Here is a 15,105-nt window from a genome sequence, read left to right on the forward strand (position 1 = left end):
ACTTAGCGTACTTTTAGATCCGCATAGCATACCCATAAGGTAGCCCCTCAACAACACTTCACGCCTTTGCCTGGGCGATTTCTGCCGAATGCGCCGCCGTATTCACCCTTTTGCGATTTCCCCCGCGACCTGACTCGCAAGTGACTAAACTTATTCAGAGCATTCGCAGCAGAAAGGAGAACAAAATGAATAACGTGGCGCAGGTATATCGTGCAACGGTAGCGGCATTAACCCAGCGGCTGGAACGCGGTGAACGTGATATTGATGCGCTGGTCGCCAGTGCGCGTCTGCGGCTACTGGCGCAGCAGGATTTAACGCCGGATCAGGTTGATGAAGTGTTACATGCCGTCAGGCGAGATTTGCAGGAATTTGCCCTTAGCTATGAAGAGTCTTCCAGCGTGCTGGGCGATTCGGTGTTTATGCGGGTGATTCGCGAGAGTATCTGGAAGGAGTTGGCGGATATCACCGACAAGAGCCAGCTGGAGTGGCGCGAGGTGTTTCAGGATCTGCGCCATCACGGTGTCTATCAAAGCGGCGAGGTAGTGGGGCTGGGAAACCTGGTATGCGAGAAATGTCAGTTTACCCGCGCTATTTATACCCCGGAAACCCTAACCCGTTGCCCGGAATGTGGGCACGATCATTTCCAGCGCCAGCCGTTTGAACCCTAAAAAACATCGGGCAGCGTTGCTGCCCGATGCATTCCGTGTAGCGGCGCGATTTAGTGCAAGATCTTCGCGAGGAAGTCTTTGGCACGATCCGACTGCGGATTGTTAAAGAAGTCATCCTTATTGGTGTCTTCAACAATTTTGCCTTCATCCATAAAGATCACGCGGTTAGCCACTTTGCGTGCAAAGCCCATTTCATGGGTCACCACCATCATGGTCATCCCTTCCTGTGCCAGTTCCACCATCACATCCAGCACTTCGTTGATCATTTCCGGGTCAAGCGCGGAGGTCGGTTCATCGAACAGCATCGCCACCGGGTCCATGCACAGCGCACGGGCAATCGCCACACGCTGCTGCTGACCACCAGAGAGCTGGCCAGGGAATTTATCCGCATGGGCAGATAAGCCAACGCGCGCCAGCAGTTTCAGGCCTTTTTCCCGCGCCAGCTTCTTGTCACGCTTCAGCACTTTCACCTGCGCCAGGGTCAGGTTGTCAACGATGCTCAGATGCGGGAACAGTTCAAAATGCTGGAACACCATCCCGACCTTGCTGCGTAACTGTGCGAGGTTGGTTTTTTTGTCGTTAACTTCGATGCCCGTAACCTGAATGCTGCCCTGCTGAATCGGCTCCAGGCCATTTACCGTTTTGATCAGCGTTGATTTACCGGAACCCGACGGACCGCACACCACCACCACTTCACCGGTTTTGACTTCGGTGGAGCAATCGGTCAGCACCTGAAAGTGCCCGTACCACTTAGAAACATTTTTCAGGCTAATCATTTAAACCGTCCTTTTTCTTTTCAGATAGCTAACCAACAGCGAGGCGCTCAGGCTGATGACAAAGTAAACCAGGCCCGCAAACAAAACCATTTCGACCTGGGTACCGTCACGCTCACCAATGGTTGAAGCGGTACGGAAGAAATCAGCCAGGCTGAGGACATAAACCAGCGAGGTATCCTGAAACAGGACAATCCCCTGGGTGAGCAACAGCGGCACCATGGCACGAAACGCCTGCGGCAGGATCACCAGTTGCATCGATTGCCAGTGGGTCATACCCAGTGCCAGCGCGGCGTTGGACTGACCGCGCGCGATACTGATGATGCCGGCGCGGATAATCTCCGAATAGTACGCAGCTTCAAACAGCGAAAAAGCCACCATCGCCGAGATCAGACGGATATCGGTTTTCGGCGACAATCCCAGCACCTGTTGCAGAAAACTTGGTACCACCAGGTAGAACCACAACAGCACCATAACCAGCGGTACTGAACGGAACAGGTTTACGTACAGTTTGGCAAACCAGCGGATGGGGGCGAAGGAGGACAGGCGCATTACCGCCAGAATGGTGCCCCAGATGATGCCAAATACCACGGCAGTGACGGTAATTTTGAGCGTAATCACCATACCTTCCAGCAGGAAGGGCAGGCTGGGAGGAATTGAGCTCCAGTCAAAATCGTACATTATTTCCCTCCCACATTGCCGGGCAGACGCACTTTACGTTCTACCAGACTCATGAGCAGCATGATCACCACGTTGATACCAATGTAGGCCAGGGTGATGGCGGTGAAAGATTCATAGGCATGTGCCGAGTAATCCAGCAGCTTACCGGCCTGTGCAGCCATATCCACCAGGCCAATGGTGGAGGCGATGGCCGAGTTTTTCACCAGGTTAAGCATCTCCGACGTCATCGGCGGCACAATCACGCGATAGGCGTTCGGCAACAACACATAGCGGTACGTTTGCGGCAGGGTCAGGCCCATCGCCAGACCGGCATTTTTCTGCCCGCGCGGCAATGACTGAATTGCGGCACGTACCTGTTCAGACACGCGTGCGCCGGTGAATAGCCCAAGGCAAATCACCGACGAAGAGAAGAATTGGATGTTGGGATCCAGCTCCGATTTAAACCACATACCGAGGCTCTGCCCCACCAGTTCCGGTGCGACCAGATACCAGAAGAAGAACTGCACAATCAGCGGGATATTACGAAATAATTCCACGTAGCAGGTGCCGAGGGTGGCAAGCCAGCGATTAGGCACGGTACGCAGAATGCCAAAGAAGGAACCTACGAAGAAAGCGATAATCCAGGCGCAGCAGGAGACGGCAATAGTCACCTGAAAACCGGACCACAGCCAGCCGAGATAGGTCGTATTGCCGAACGGGGCCTGTTGTAAAAAGATGCCCCAGTTCCAGTCGATACCCATAATAGCTCCGGTAAAAAAAGGGTAGCTGAGCTACAGCTACCCAGAAGATTGATGAACGGTGTCTTGTTTACTCTTTACAGGGGAACGACCTGAGAGAGTCTGTCTGTCCGCACCGCGTTTTCAGCAATCGAGAGGGCAACGAGGCTGCCCTTGTTGTCGTTGTTAGTTAGAGTGCTTTATCGTTCGGTGATTTGAACAGCGCTTTCATATCGTCTGACAGTTCAAAGTTCATGTTCAGATTTTTCGGCGGGATCGGCTGTTTAAACCAGGTATCAAACCATTTAGCGGCTTCACCTGAGGTCTGGGCTTTTACAATGGTGTCGTCAACCAGCGTTTTGAACTGCGGGTCTTCTTTACGCATCATACAGCCGTAGGCTTCTTTGGATTGCGGCGTGCCAAGGATTTCCCAGTCACCTGGTTTCTTCGCTTTGGCTCGTTCGCCCGCCAGCAGCGCGTCATCCATCATAAAGGCAACAGCACGACCGGTTTCCAGAGTACGGAAGGAATCACCGTGGTCCTTGGCGCTGATGATGCGCATATCCATTTTTTTCTCGTCATTCAGCTTATGCAGCAGAACTTCAGAGGTGGTACCTGAAGTAACAACCACGGTTTTGCCTTTCAGATCGGGAAAATCATGGATTGGGCCGCCTTTTTTCACCATCAGACGGGTGCCGATGACAAAGATGGTGTCAGAGAAAGCCGCCTGTTGCTGACGCTCCAGGTTATTGGTGGTAGAACCACACTCAAAGTCGTATGTGCCGTTTTGCAGCAACGGAATACGGTTTTGCGAGGTGATCGGCAGCATTTTTACCTGCAGATCAGGTTTGTTCAGTTTGGCTTTAATCGCAGCAACAATCGCATTGGAGTAGTCCTGTGAATAGCCCACAACTTTTTGCTGATTATCGTAATAAGAAAAGGGAACTGATGATTCACGGTGCCCAACGACAATCACGCCGCTGTCGTTAATCTTTTTCAGGGTGCCAGCGAGATCTTCCGCCTGGGCCGTTCCCACTGCTGCACCTAACAGCAGAAGAGATAGTGCCACTTTGCGCATCTGCATGTTCCAACTCCTTCGTATGGATATCGCGCAGCACATTTACTACGCATATTTGTGATGTTGTGTGTATTTCCTGCTGCTTTTCTGGTTATCCCCGCACACAATGGCGCGCAGTTCAGGATTAACATAGCGAATTGTTAACACAATGAAACAGACAAGTTTCTTTTTTGCGAGCCGCGCCGCACCAATAAGAGGCAAAATTTCCCCTCTGCGCAAAAACAGTGCGCATTAGCGCTTTTTTATGGTGCGTAACCCTTTGCACTGTGCTGACAAAAGCTGATGTTTACGAAAAACACTGAAATAAATAGCAATGATCGTGCCAAAGCAGTTAAAGAGTGTAAGAAACCAGCAGAGAATGCGGCAAAGCAGGGGGAAAGGGAGCGGAAAAATGCGATAAAAAAGGCGAAGGGTGAACTTCGCCTCAGGGAGGGAATGGCGAATCAGCGACGACGGCGGATCAGGCCCAGCACCACACCCAGCAGGGTCAGCACCCATACTGGCCACACGCCGGCTTTGGCGTAAGGTGTCTCACCGGTGGTGGGTGTTACTTTCGCTGACAACACATCACGGGTGAACTGCGGCAGCATCTTCTCGACATCACCGTTTGCATTAACTACCGCGGTAACGCCATTGTTGGTATCACGCAGTAGCGGGCGGCCCAGCTCCAGCGCACGCATTCTTGCCATCTGGAAATGCTGCCACGGGCCGATGGAGTGACCAAACCAGGCATCGTTCGACACCGTGAGCAGGAAATTGGTGTCCGGCCGGAAATTGGCGCGTACCTGTTCTCCCAACACGATCTCATAACAGATGGCGCTGGTCAGGTTGTAGCCCGCCACTTTTAATTGCGGCTGAATATAATATCCGCGGCTAAATGATGACATCGGCAAATCAAAGAACGGAGCCAGTGGCCGTAACAACTCTTCCAGCGGTACAAACTCACCAAAGGGCACCAGGTGATTCTTCTGATAACGGTTCTGGCTCTGGTAGCTGTAAGGGTGCTCGCCGCCCAGCACAATCACGGAGTTGTAATCGTGGTAGCGGTTGTCACCTTCCAGACGAGAATCGACGATACCGGTGATCAGTGAGCTGCCACGTGCGCGCAATTCTTCATCCAGCGCATGCAGGAAGGGTTGCTGGTTGCTTTCCAAATCGGTAATGGCTGATTCCGGCCAGATAATGATCGGCGCTTTACCCATCCACGGCTGGCTGTACGAGGTGTAGATGCGCAGTGTGTTGAGCAATTGCTGCGGATCCCATTTCATCGATTGCGGAATGTTGCCCTGAACCATTGCGACATCGACGCTGCGATCAGGCAGTGGCTGATACCACTGCAGCATGCGTAACGGCCACGGCAGCAATAACAACAGAACGGCAGCAATCAGGCTTTTCACGTTGCGGTGATAGAGCGCATATACCAGCAGACCGGTAATCACCATCAACAGGAAGGTGATGGTTTCGACGCCCGCCAGCGGGGCCAGTCCTTTCAGCGGGCCATCAATCTGGCTGTAGCCGAACTGTAACCACGGGAACCCCGTCAGGATCCAGCCACGCAGGAACTCGGTGATTTGCCATAACGCCGGAGCCGCCACGGCCAGACGCCACAGCGTGGCACGCGGCCACAGGCGATTAAGCAGAATGGCAAATAGCATCGGGTAGAGAGACAAATACGCTGCCAGCAGCACCACCAGGAACACGTTAACCGGTCCGGGCATACCACCGAAGGTGGCGATGCTGACGTACACCCAGTTAATGCCGCTACCGAACAGGCCAAAACCCCAGGCAAAACCGATGGCTGAAGCCTGCGCGGTGCGGCGATCCAGCAGCAACAGTTGCAGGCCGAACAGCGAAATCAGGGCGGCGGGCCAGAAATCATAAGGGGAAAAGGAAAGGGTGCCGATGGCACCCGTTATTAACGCCAGCAGCAGGCGAACCCGCTGCCGCGAGTAAAGAGAGGCTAAAGCCATAAAATTATTCGTCATCCAGTTGAGGGAGCGGCGAGTCTTCCGGAATTTTTACATGCACCTGGATGATACGGCGGCTGTCAGACATGGCGACCTTGAATTGGTAACCATCAATTTCAATGCTTTCACCGCGCGCGGGAAGGTGGCCGAATCCCTGCATCACCAGACCGCCAATGGTATCCACTTCGTCATCGCTGAAACCGGTGCCGAACACGTCGTTGAAGTCTTCGATCGGCGTCAGCGCACGCACCGTATAGGTGTGGCGGTTCAACTGACGGATATCGCGATCTTCTTCATCGTCATATTCGTCTTCAATTTCTCCGACGATCAGTTCGAGGATGTCCTCAATGGTCACCAGACCGGACACACCGCCAAACTCATCAATCACAATCGCCATATGGTAGCGCTGTGAACGGAACTCTTTCAGCATGCGATCAACACGCTTACTTTCTGGCACCACCACGGCGGTGCGCAGCACTTTTTCCATGCTGAATGGTTCTGAGGCGCTGCTCATAAAGGGCAGCAAATCCTTGGCCATCAGAATGCCTTCAACATGATCTTTATCTTCGCTGATCACCGGAAAGCGTGAATGGGCCGATTCAATGATCACCGCCAGACATTCTTCCAGGCTCTGGTTACGTTTCAGGGTGATCATTTGGGAACGCGGGATCATGATGTCGCGCACGCGTTGTTCGGCAATATCCAGCACCCCTTCCAGCATGTCGCGGGTGTCCTGGTCGATCAGTTCTTTTTGCTCAGAATCGCGGATTAGCCCCAGCAGTTCGTCACGGTTTTTAGGTTCGCCGTGGAACAGTTGGTTGATTAACAGGGAAAAAAATCCCTTTTTACTACTGGGTGCATCGCTGTTTTGAGAATGGTCGTCGCTCATGGCGTTTTTATTAAGTTCTCTCTGGTGAGGGAAGGAAACTGCTGGCATCCGCGCCAGCAGCGTAAATATCTGAGCCAGGGGCTCATGCGTCTTCTTTCTCCGAAATGTACGGGTCCGGATAACCAAGGGCAAGCATTATCTCGGTCTCCAGTGCTTCCATTTCTTCGGCTTCGTCATCTTCGATATGGTCATAGCCCAGCAGATGCAGCGTACCGTGGACCACCATATGCGCCCAGTGGGCTTCTACGGTTTTCCCTTGCTCTGCGGCTTCCGCTTCCACCACCTGACGACAAATAATCAGATCGCCAAGCAGCGGCAGTTCGATGCCCGGAGGCGCTTCGAAAGGAAAAGACAGCACGTTAGTGGGCTTGTCTTTACCACGATACGTCAGATTGAGTTCATGGCTTTCCGCTTCATCAACCAGACGAATGGTGACTTCGCTTTCCGGTTGAAAAGGTGTGACTGCCGCTTCCAGCCAGCGCTGGAAAGCGGCTTCGTCGGGCAATCCCTGGCTTTCGGCACAGGCCAGTTGTAAATCAAGAATTACCGCGCTCATGAAGGCTCCTGCGGGCTGGGTTGGGTGGCGGCGAGCGCTTCACGTTTGCGCTCTTCTGCCTGTTTGTCACGGCGTTTCTGGTCAGCTTCTTCCCAGGCTTCATAGGCGATAACGATGCGAGCCACCACCGGATGGCGTACCACGTCTTCGCTGTGGAAGAAGTTAAAGCTTAACTCATCCACTTCCGACAACACTTCAATCGCATGGCGCAGGCCAGACTTAGTGTGTCGCGGCAGGTCAATCTGCGTGACATCACCGGTAATGACGGCTTTTGAGTTAAAACCAATACGCGTCAGGAACATCTTCATCTGTTCGATGGTGGTGTTCTGGCTTTCATCCAGGATGATGAAAGCATCATTCAGTGTACGACCACGCATATAGGCCAGAGGGGCAACCTCGATCACGTTGCGCTCCATCAGCTTCTCAACCCGCTCAAATCCGAGCATCTCGAACAGCGCGTCATACAGCGGGCGCAGATAGGGATCGACCTTCTGGCTGAGATCGCCTGGCAGGAAACCGAGTTTCTCCCCGGCTTCAACGGCAGGACGCGTCAGCAGAATACGGCGGATTTCCTGACGTTCAAGGGCATCAACCGCAGCAGCCACCGCCAGATAAGTTTTACCGGTACCCGCTGGGCCGATACCGAAGGTGATATCGTGATCGAGAATATTGGCGATGTACTGTGCCTGGTTCGGCGTGCGGGGTTTAATCACACCACGCTTGGTCTTGATATTCACCGCTTTACCGAACTCCGGTACGCTTTCGGCGGTTTGTTCCAGTACGCGGCTTTCTTTAATCGCTAAATGGATTTGCTCTGGCTCGATATCCTGAATCTGGCCACGCACCGGTGCCGTATCGACATACAGCGTGCGCAGAATATCTGCCGCTGCGTTGACGCACAGGGTGCGGCCAACCAGTTTAAACTGGTTATCACGGCGGTTGATTTCGATCCCCAGACGCCGTTCCAGCTGTTTCACATTGTCATCAAACGGGCCGCACAGGCTGAGCAGGCGGCGGTTATCTACCGGTTCAAGGGCGATTTCACGAGTTTCGATATTCAAATGAATCCTTTGGGTCACTCAGGGCCAGTTGAAAAAATGTATCCGACGCGCGGCAGCAGGCCATACGCATCATTACGGAATTATTTATGGGGTCACGCCTGGGCGCAAGCATCAGGGGAGATATTTGGGCAGCACCGTCAGAATGCAAGTGCTGCCTGGGGAAACAGGCGACAGCGTTTTGTGCGCTGTCGCTCAAAGGTCGGGGTTTCAAGGCTGGAAAAGACCGACGCCGATTTCGTTTTCTTTACGCGTGCGCGCAATGACCGAAGCCGGGCTTTCCACCACACGCAGACCCATCTCGTCTTCAGTACGGACCACTTTGCCACGCAGCGAGTTGGTATAGACATCAACGATTTCGACGTCAACAAACTTACCAATCATCGCGACAGAACCTTCGAAGTTCACCACGCGGTTGTTGGCAGTACGGCCAGACAGCTCCATCACGTTTTTACGTGAGGTGCCTTCCACCAGAATACGCTGTACGCTGCCGAGCATGCGGCGGCTGATCGCCATTGCCTGCTGGTTAATACGGTCCTGCAGGATGTAGAGGCGCTGTTTCTTCTCGTCTTCCGACACATCATCTGGCAGGTCAGCCGCTGGCGTGCCGGGGCGAGCTGAGTAGATAAAGCTGAAGCTCATGTCGAAATTGACATCGCCAATCAGTTTCATGGTCTGCTCGAAATCCTGCTGGGTTTCACCCGGGAAGCCGATGATGAAATCAGAACTGATCTCAATATCCGGACGCGCAACGCGCAGCTTACGGATGATCGCTTTGTATTCCAGGGCGGTGTGCGCACGCTTCATCAGCGTCAGGATGCGGTCAGCGCCGCTCTGTACCGGCAGATGCAGGAAGCTGACCAGCTCCGGCGTATCACGGTAAACATCAATGATGTCATCCGTGAATTCAATCGGGTGGCTGGTGGTAAAACGGATGCGGTCGATGCCATCGATAGCCGCCACCAGACGCAGCAGCTCGGCAAAGGTGCAGATATCGCCGTCAAAGGTTGCGCCGCGATAGGCGTTTACGTTCTGGCCCAGCAGGTTAACTTCGCGTACACCCTGCGCCGCTAACTGTGCAATCTCCAGCAGGATATCGTCACTCGGACGGCTGACTTCTTCGCCACGGGTGTAAGGCACCACGCAGAAGGTACAGTATTTGTTACAGCCTTCCATGATGGAAACGAATGCGGTTGGGCCTTCTGCGCGCGGTTCCGGCAGACGGTCAAATTTCTCAATTTCCGGGAAGCTGATGTCAACGATCGGGCTTTTGCTGCCACGCACCGTGTTAATCATTTCGGGCAGGCGGTGCAGCGTTTGCGGACCAAACACGATATCAACGCAGGGTGCACGCTGGCGAATATGATCGCCTTCCTGTGAAGCGACGCAGCCACCGACGCCAATGATCAGGTCGGGATTATGATCTTTCAGCTTTTTCCAGCGTCCTAACTGATGGAAAACCTTCTCCTGCGCCTTCTCACGGATCGAGCAGGTGTTGAGCAGCAGAATATCTGCCTCTTCGGCTTCCTCAGTCAGGGTGTAGCCGTGGGTGCTGTTCAGCAGGTCAGCCATCTTCGATGAATCATACTCATTCATCTGACAGCCCCAGGTTTTGATATGCAGTTTTTTGGTCATCGGACTAGCCATTCAATTCAGTGCAGGTAAGTGCTGGGCGCGTATTGTAATGCTTTGCTGCTGTTGTGACCAGTATAAGGGTAAGGGCTTTTCTGTTTGTAGCGTGAATTTCCGGTACACTTCGCAGAATGAACGCTGCGGTAAGAAGAGGGATAACAGGCAATGCAGGATTCACATTTTGATGTGGTGGTGATTGGTGGCGGTATGGTCGGCGCGGCGCTGGCCTGTGGCCTGGCGCAGCAAAAGTTTCGGGTGGCGGTTGTCGAACGTGCCGAACCTGCGCCATTTGATGCGGCGCGTGCACCAGATGTGCGTGTTTCGGCCATCGGTGCGTCCTCGGTAGCCTTGCTCAGGCAGCTGCATGTCTGGCCACGTGTGCAGGCGATGCGCTGTACACCTTACCGCAAGCTTGAAACCTGGGAGTGGCAAACCGCGCACGTCACGTTTGATGCGGCCTCACTTGGGCTGCCCGAGCTGGGTTATATGGTGGAAAACAGCGTGCTGCAACGCGCGTTGTGGGAAAAAATGCAGGAAGATGGAGTGACGTTGTGCTCCCCGGCCACGCTGGAAAATCTGTTGCCACACAGCGGTGGCTGGCATGTCCAGCTGGATAACGGCACCACGCTGGATGCCCGGCTGGTGGTGGGGGCCGATGGTGCCAATTCGCGCGTACGTCAGCTGGCTGGCATTGGCGTGCATGGCTGGAACTACGCACAATCCTGCATGCTGATCAGTGTGGAATGCGAGCATGAAGCGGGAGACGCCACCTGGCAGCAGTTCACGCCAGAGGGGCCGCGCGCATTTCTGCCGTTGTTTGACCGTCATGCCTCGCTGGTATGGTATGACGCTCCCTCACGCATTCGTCAGTTGCAGAGCATGCCGTTGCCCCAGCTGGAGAAAGAAATTCATGCTCACTTCCCGGCGCGTGTCGGACGGTTTCAGGTAACCGCGGCCGCATCGTTTCCGCTGGTGCGTCGTCACGCCACGCGCTATGTCACCGCCGGATTGGCGCTGGTGGGGGATGCGGCACATACTATCAATCCGCTGGCTGGGCAGGGCGTCAATCTCGGTTACCGTGATGTCGAAGCGTTGCTGGATACACTGGTAGAGGCGCGGAGTCAGGCGGAACTGTGGTCATCTCTGGCGGTGTTGCAGCGTTATCAGCGCCAGCGCCGTAAAGACAATTTGCTGATGCAGGGTGGGATGGACCTGTTCTACTTCGCCTTCAGTAATAAATTACCGCCACTGCGTTTTGCCCGTAATCTGGGGCTGATCGCGGCTGAACATGCGGGTGTGTTGAAGCGTCAGGTGCTGCGTTATGCGCTGGGCTTGTAATCCTGGCCGGCATTAATGCCGACACTACGCTGAATGTAGGGAGCGTATTTATGCGCTCCTGGCTGACGAAATAAGCAAACGCAGAAAACAACAAAGCCCGCAAAAGCGGGCTTTGTTGTGCAATTTGGCTGGGGTGCAGGGATTCGAACCCCGGAATGCCGGAATCAGAATCCGGTGCCTTACCGCTTGGCGACACCCCAATAGGTGTTAATTCAAATTGTCTTTTGTATGGCTGGGGTGCAGGGATTCGAACCCCGGAATGGTGGAATCAGAATCCACTGCCTTACCGCTTGGCGACACCCCAATAATATGGTGGCTACGACGGGAATCGAACCTGTGACCCCAGCATTATGAGTGCTGTGCTCTAACCAGCTGAGCTACGTAGCCAAATTGTACTGCTTTACATCACATCCGACGATGGCTGGGATACCTGGATTCGAACCAGGGAATGCCGGTATCAAAAACCGGTGCCTTACCGCTTGGCGATATCCCAATATTCGACTCGTATCCACGAGAGTGCATCGGATTGGCTGGGGTACCTGGATTCGAACCAGGGAATGCCGGTATCAAAAACCGGTGCCTTACCGCTTGGCGATACCCCATCCGGCTGCCGAAGACTGAAATGGTGCGGGAGGCGAGACTTGAACTCGCACACCTTGCGGCGCCAGAACCTAAATCTGGTGCGTCTACCAATTTCGCCACTCCCGCAAAAAAGATGGTGGCTACGACGGGAATCGAACCTGTGACCCCAGCATTATGAGTGCTGTGCTCTAACCAGCTGAGCTACGTAGCCATCTTTTTTTCGCGTTACCTTCATCGGCGTTGCGGGGCGCATTATGCGTATTGAGCTTTGTAGCGTCAACAAATTTTTTACCGATTTTTGCCTTAACGCGCCTGTTTGTCTGGCTTATAACCAGGCTGATGATTTATTCGGCAATTTTCGATCGCTTACAACGCAATTACAAAAAAAAGGGGCCTTTTCAGACCCCTTTTGCACCAGGTCAAAAACCTTATTTATAGGCTGACTGATGCACGCCTACCGCACGACCTGATGGATCGTCCATTGATTTGAACGCTTCATCCCATTCAATCGCTTTCGCGGAAGAGCAGGCCACCGACGGGCCACCCGGTACGCATTCGGCCGCGCTCGGCAGCGGGAACAGCTCCTCAAAAATCTCGCGATACAAATACGCTTCTTTCGAGTTCGGCGTGTTGTAAGGGAAGCGGAAGTGCGCCGTCGCCAGTTGCTGCTCGCTAACCTGTTTTGCCGCCACTTCTTTCAGCGTATCGATCCAGCTGTAACCCACGCCGTCAGAGAACTGCTCTTTCTGACGCCAGGCGACGCTTTCCGGCAGATAAGAGGAGAAGCATTCACGCAGGATGTGTTTTTCCATCTTGCCGTTGCTGCCACACATTTTATCTTCCGGGTTGATACGCATGGCGACATCAAGGAATTTCTTGTCGAGGAACGGCACACGCGCTTCCACACCCCAGGCAGACATCGCTTTGTTGGCACGAGCGCAGTCATACATATGCAGGGCCAGCAGTTTACGCACGTTTTCTTCGTGGAACTCTTTGGCGTTCGGCGCTTTATGGAAGTACAGATAGCCACCAAACACTTCATCAGCACCTTCACCAGACAGCACCATCTTGATGCCCATCGCTTTAATTTTACGCGACATCAGATACATCGGCGTTGAAGCACGGATGGTGGTCACATCATAGGTTTCGATGTGGTAAATCACGTCACGGATGGCATCCAGACCTTCCTGCACGGTGAAGTGAATTTCGTGGTGCACGGTACCGAGATGATCAGCAACAGATTTGGCGGCTTTCAGATCCGGCGATCCTTCCAGGCCTACGGCAAACGAGTGCAGCTGCGGCCACCAGGCGTCGCTTTTGTCATGATCTTCAACACGTTTTGCTGCAAAGCGTTTGGTCACAGCTGAAATGATGGAGGAATCAAGGCCGCCAGACAGCAGCACGCCATAAGGCACATCTGACATCAGGTGGCTTTTTACGGATTCTTCCAGCGCGGCTTTCAGGCCAGCGGCATCCGTCTCGTTGTGCTCAACGCTTTTGTAGTCCATCCAGTCACGCTGCCAGTAACGACGGATTTCGCCATCGATGCTGGAGAGGTAGCTTCCCGGCGGGAATTCTTTGATGGAACGGCACACCGGCACCAGCGCTTTCATTTCTGAAGCAACATAAAGGTTGCCGTGTTCATCGTTGCCCATATACAACGGGATGATGCCGATATGGTCGCGGCCAATCAGATATTGCTGCTTCACGCTGTCCCACAGAATGAAGGCGAACATGCCTTCAAGATCGTCAAGGAAATCAACGCCTTTTTCCTGATACAGCGCAAGGATCACTTCACAGTCAGAGCCGGTCTGGAACTGGTAGCGGTCGCTCAGTTCAGCGCGCAGTGCCTGGTGGTTGTAGATTTCACCGTTAACGGCCAGTACGTGGGTATGGTCGGCGTTGTACAGCGGCTGTGCACCGTTGTTAACGTCAACAATCGACAGGCGCTCATGCGCCAGAATGGCTTTGTCATCGGCGTAAACGCCCGACCAGTCTGGGCCGCGATGGCGCATCAGACGGGAACATTCCAGCGCTTTCTTGCGCAATTCAATTGGATCGCTTTTCAGATCCAGCACACCAAAAATCGAACACATAACTGACTCCTGATCTCACCCTGTGGGGATGTTATTTCTACGTTTGTCCGGCAGCATCGCTGCGTGATGTATAAGAAAATGCGCTATTTGATGGTGGTAATGCAAGCAAATTAACGATTGGCTGATAAAAAGAATGTTGCTATGGCAATAAAATTGAATTTCATCTAATGAAATAATGTTTTTATTAGATGTTATCTAATGGTTTCGTGTTTTTGCTGGTTTTGTGAGCGTAAGGAGGGGGCTGATTCAGGGAGAAAAGAGAGACCCGGCGGCGATGATGAGCCAGCCGGGTCATAAGTGGAGGTGATGGTGAAAATCAGAATAAATCGATATCCGCGACGGAAGGGTAGATCCAGTCCGGACGGAACGGCATGGCATCAATATCGCTGAGCGTCGAGACCCCTGATAACACCAGCACGGTTTCCAGACCCGCCTGGAAACCGGCGAGAATATCGGTACGCAGATTATCGCCGACAATCACCGTTTCTTCGGAGTGAGCCTGCATCTTGTTCAGCGCGGCACGCATGATGTACGGGCTGGGTTTACCAACATAAAACGGTTTGCGACCGGAGATTTTTTCGATACCGGCACAGAGCGCGCCACAGGCCGGGACAAAATTGCGCGCGTGGGTATCCGGGTTGGTCGCGATAAAGCGCGCACCGTTGGCGACAAAAAACGCCGCCTTATGCATCATGTCCCAGTTGAAGGAACGGGTTTCTCCAACGATAACAAAATCAGGATTGATATCAGTGATGGTGAAACCGGCTTTGTAGAGTTCATGAATCAGCGCACCTTCACCAATCACATAGGCTTTCTTGCCTTCCTGACGGCGCAGGAAGTCGGCGGTGGCCATCGCCGAGGTGTAAAAAACCGAATCCGGCACTTCGATACCGGAGGAGGCGAAACGGTTAGCCAGATCTTTCGCCGTTTGCGATGGGTAGTTAGTCAGCACCACCAGCGGCATCTTTTTTTCAAGGATGCGCTGCAGGAATTCCTGGGCGCCGGGAACGGCGGTGTTGTCGTGCATCAACACGCCGTCGATGTCACAAATTACGCTTTTAATTGTCATAG

At 53.5% G+C, this 15,105-nt stretch carries 13 protein-coding genes and 7 tRNA genes; 2 read left to right on the plus strand and 18 right to left on the minus strand.

Annotated elements, in window-relative coordinates; translation table 11 throughout:
* Positions 1-185: 185 nt before the first annotated feature.
* The gene (locus tag AC6I8X_RS05705) at positions 186-668 is read left to right on the plus strand and encodes a zinc ribbon-containing protein (RefSeq protein WP_299454891.1); all 483 of its coding nucleotides are present in this window, start codon (positions 186-188) and stop codon (positions 666-668) included.
* Positions 669-718: 50 nt separating this feature from the next.
* On the opposite strand, the gene AC6I8X_RS05710 is transcribed toward AC6I8X_RS05705, so the two are convergent.
* From AC6I8X_RS05710 to miaB, 9 genes are all read right to left on the minus strand, one after another.
* A complete protein-coding gene (locus AC6I8X_RS05710; RefSeq protein ID WP_084873434.1) occupies positions 719-1,444 on the minus strand; it encodes an amino acid ABC transporter ATP-binding protein in 726 nt (241 codons plus the stop codon).
* Complete coding sequence (gene gltK / locus AC6I8X_RS05715) at positions 1,445-2,122, minus strand: glutamate/aspartate ABC transporter permease GltK (RefSeq protein WP_084873437.1); 678 nt, start codon at positions 2,120-2,122, stop codon at positions 1,445-1,447.
* Entirely contained in the window at positions 2,122-2,862 is a 741-nt protein-coding gene (locus AC6I8X_RS05720; RefSeq protein WP_299454885.1) for an amino acid ABC transporter permease, read from the minus strand. The genes gltK and AC6I8X_RS05720 overlap by 1 nt, the downstream gene beginning before the upstream one ends.
* A 166-nt stretch (positions 2,863-3,028) precedes the next feature.
* Positions 3,029-3,922 (minus strand): amino acid ABC transporter substrate-binding protein, encoded by an 894-nt coding sequence (locus AC6I8X_RS05725; protein WP_084873443.1) that lies wholly within the window; start codon positions 3,920-3,922, stop codon positions 3,029-3,031.
* A gap of 437 nt (positions 3,923-4,359) precedes the next feature.
* Positions 4,360-5,886 carry an apolipoprotein N-acyltransferase gene (lnt, locus tag AC6I8X_RS05730; RefSeq protein WP_497840709.1) on the minus strand — a complete coding sequence of 509 codons (1,527 nt, stop codon included), beginning with the start codon at positions 5,884-5,886 and terminating at the stop codon, positions 4,360-4,362.
* 4 nt (positions 5,887-5,890) lie between these two features.
* Positions 5,891-6,772: a CNNM family magnesium/cobalt transport protein CorC gene (gene corC / locus AC6I8X_RS05735; protein ID WP_313683946.1), complete on the minus strand. Its 882-nt coding sequence runs from the start codon at positions 6,770-6,772 to the stop codon at positions 5,891-5,893.
* Positions 6,773-6,854: 82 nt separating this feature from the next.
* Positions 6,855-7,328, minus strand: coding sequence for an rRNA maturation RNase YbeY (ybeY, locus tag AC6I8X_RS05740; protein ID WP_299454875.1), 474 nt, complete (start codon positions 7,326-7,328; stop codon positions 6,855-6,857).
* Positions 7,325-8,389: a PhoH family protein gene (locus AC6I8X_RS05745; RefSeq protein WP_084873452.1), complete on the minus strand. Its 1,065-nt coding sequence runs from the start codon at positions 8,387-8,389 to the stop codon at positions 7,325-7,327. The genes ybeY and AC6I8X_RS05745 overlap by 4 nt, the downstream gene beginning before the upstream one ends.
* 207 nt (positions 8,390-8,596) lie before the next feature.
* Positions 8,597-10,021, minus strand: a complete 1,425-nt coding sequence (gene miaB / locus AC6I8X_RS05750) for a tRNA (N6-isopentenyl adenosine(37)-C2)-methylthiotransferase MiaB (RefSeq protein ID WP_299454834.1) — start codon at positions 10,019-10,021, stop codon at positions 8,597-8,599.
* A gap of 162 nt (positions 10,022-10,183) precedes the next feature.
* Here miaB and ubiF point away from each other — a divergent pair, with 162 nt between their 5' ends.
* Complete coding sequence (gene ubiF, locus AC6I8X_RS05755; RefSeq protein ID WP_313690163.1) at positions 10,184-11,356, plus strand: 3-demethoxyubiquinol 3-hydroxylase; 1,173 nt, start codon at positions 10,184-10,186, stop codon at positions 11,354-11,356.
* Between the two features lie 125 nt (positions 11,357-11,481).
* Here ubiF and AC6I8X_RS05760 read toward each other — a convergent pair.
* The 9 genes from AC6I8X_RS05760 to AC6I8X_RS05800 all read right to left on the minus strand — a co-directional run bounded on the left by AC6I8X_RS05760 (position 11,482) and on the right by AC6I8X_RS05800 (position 15,103).
* Positions 11,482-11,556: transfer RNA gene (locus AC6I8X_RS05760), tRNA-Gln, on the minus strand.
* Between the two features lie 29 nt (positions 11,557-11,585).
* Positions 11,586-11,660, minus strand: a tRNA-Gln gene (locus tag AC6I8X_RS05765).
* Between the two features lie 6 nt (positions 11,661-11,666).
* A tRNA-Met gene (locus tag AC6I8X_RS05770) sits at positions 11,667-11,743 on the minus strand.
* Positions 11,744-11,774: 31 nt separating this feature from the next.
* Positions 11,775-11,849, minus strand: a tRNA-Gln gene (locus AC6I8X_RS05775).
* Between the two features lie 34 nt (positions 11,850-11,883).
* Positions 11,884-11,958, minus strand: a tRNA-Gln gene (locus tag AC6I8X_RS05780).
* Between the two features lie 21 nt (positions 11,959-11,979).
* A tRNA-Leu gene (locus AC6I8X_RS05785) sits at positions 11,980-12,064 on the minus strand.
* A gap of 8 nt (positions 12,065-12,072) precedes the next feature.
* Positions 12,073-12,149: transfer RNA gene (locus AC6I8X_RS05790), tRNA-Met, on the minus strand.
* 217 nt (positions 12,150-12,366) lie between these two features.
* Positions 12,367-14,034, minus strand: coding sequence for an asparagine synthase B (gene asnB / locus AC6I8X_RS05795; protein ID WP_313688404.1), 1,668 nt, complete (start codon positions 14,032-14,034; stop codon positions 12,367-12,369).
* Between the two features lie 316 nt (positions 14,035-14,350).
* On the minus strand, positions 14,351-15,103 hold the full coding sequence (locus AC6I8X_RS05800; RefSeq protein WP_084873462.1) for an HAD-IIA family hydrolase: 753 nt from the start codon (positions 15,101-15,103) through the stop codon (positions 14,351-14,353).
* Positions 15,104-15,105: the final 2 nt, after the last annotated feature.

This window comes from Pantoea sp. X-Soil-TKNS-1280, assembly GCF_059730475.1.

Bases quoted from the DNA above. Each gene is read 5' to 3' on its own strand.
- AC6I8X_RS05705 (WP_299454891.1), top strand. From the start codon at position 186: ATGAATAACGTGGCGCAGGTATATCGTGCAACGGTAGCGGCATTAACC.
- AC6I8X_RS05710 (WP_084873434.1), bottom strand. From the start codon at position 1,444: ATGATTAGCCTGAAAAATGTTTCTAAGTGGTACGGGCACTTTCAGGTG.
- gltK (WP_084873437.1), bottom strand. From the start codon at position 2,122: ATGTACGATTTTGACTGGAGCTCAATTCCTCCCAGCCTGCCCTTCCTG.
- AC6I8X_RS05720 (WP_299454885.1), bottom strand. From the start codon at position 2,862: ATGGGTATCGACTGGAACTGGGGCATCTTTTTACAACAGGCCCCGTTC.
- AC6I8X_RS05725 (WP_084873443.1), bottom strand. From the start codon at position 3,922: ATGCAGATGCGCAAAGTGGCACTATCTCTTCTGCTGTTAGGTGCAGCA.
- lnt (WP_497840709.1), bottom strand. From the start codon at position 5,886: ATGGCTTTAGCCTCTCTTTACTCGCGGCAGCGGGTTCGCCTGCTGCTG.
- corC (WP_313683946.1), bottom strand. From the start codon at position 6,772: ATGAGCGACGACCATTCTCAAAACAGCGATGCACCCAGTAGTAAAAAG.
- ybeY (WP_299454875.1), bottom strand. From the start codon at position 7,328: ATGAGCGCGGTAATTCTTGATTTACAACTGGCCTGTGCCGAAAGCCAG.
- miaB (WP_299454834.1), bottom strand. From the start codon at position 10,021: ATGACCAAAAAACTGCATATCAAAACCTGGGGCTGTCAGATGAATGAG.
- ubiF (WP_313690163.1), top strand. From the start codon at position 10,184: ATGCAGGATTCACATTTTGATGTGGTGGTGATTGGTGGCGGTATGGTC.
- asnB (WP_313688404.1), bottom strand. From the start codon at position 14,034: ATGTGTTCGATTTTTGGTGTGCTGGATCTGAAAAGCGATCCAATTGAA.
- AC6I8X_RS05800 (WP_084873462.1), bottom strand. From the start codon at position 15,103: ATGACAATTAAAAGCGTAATTTGTGACATCGACGGCGTGTTGATGCAC.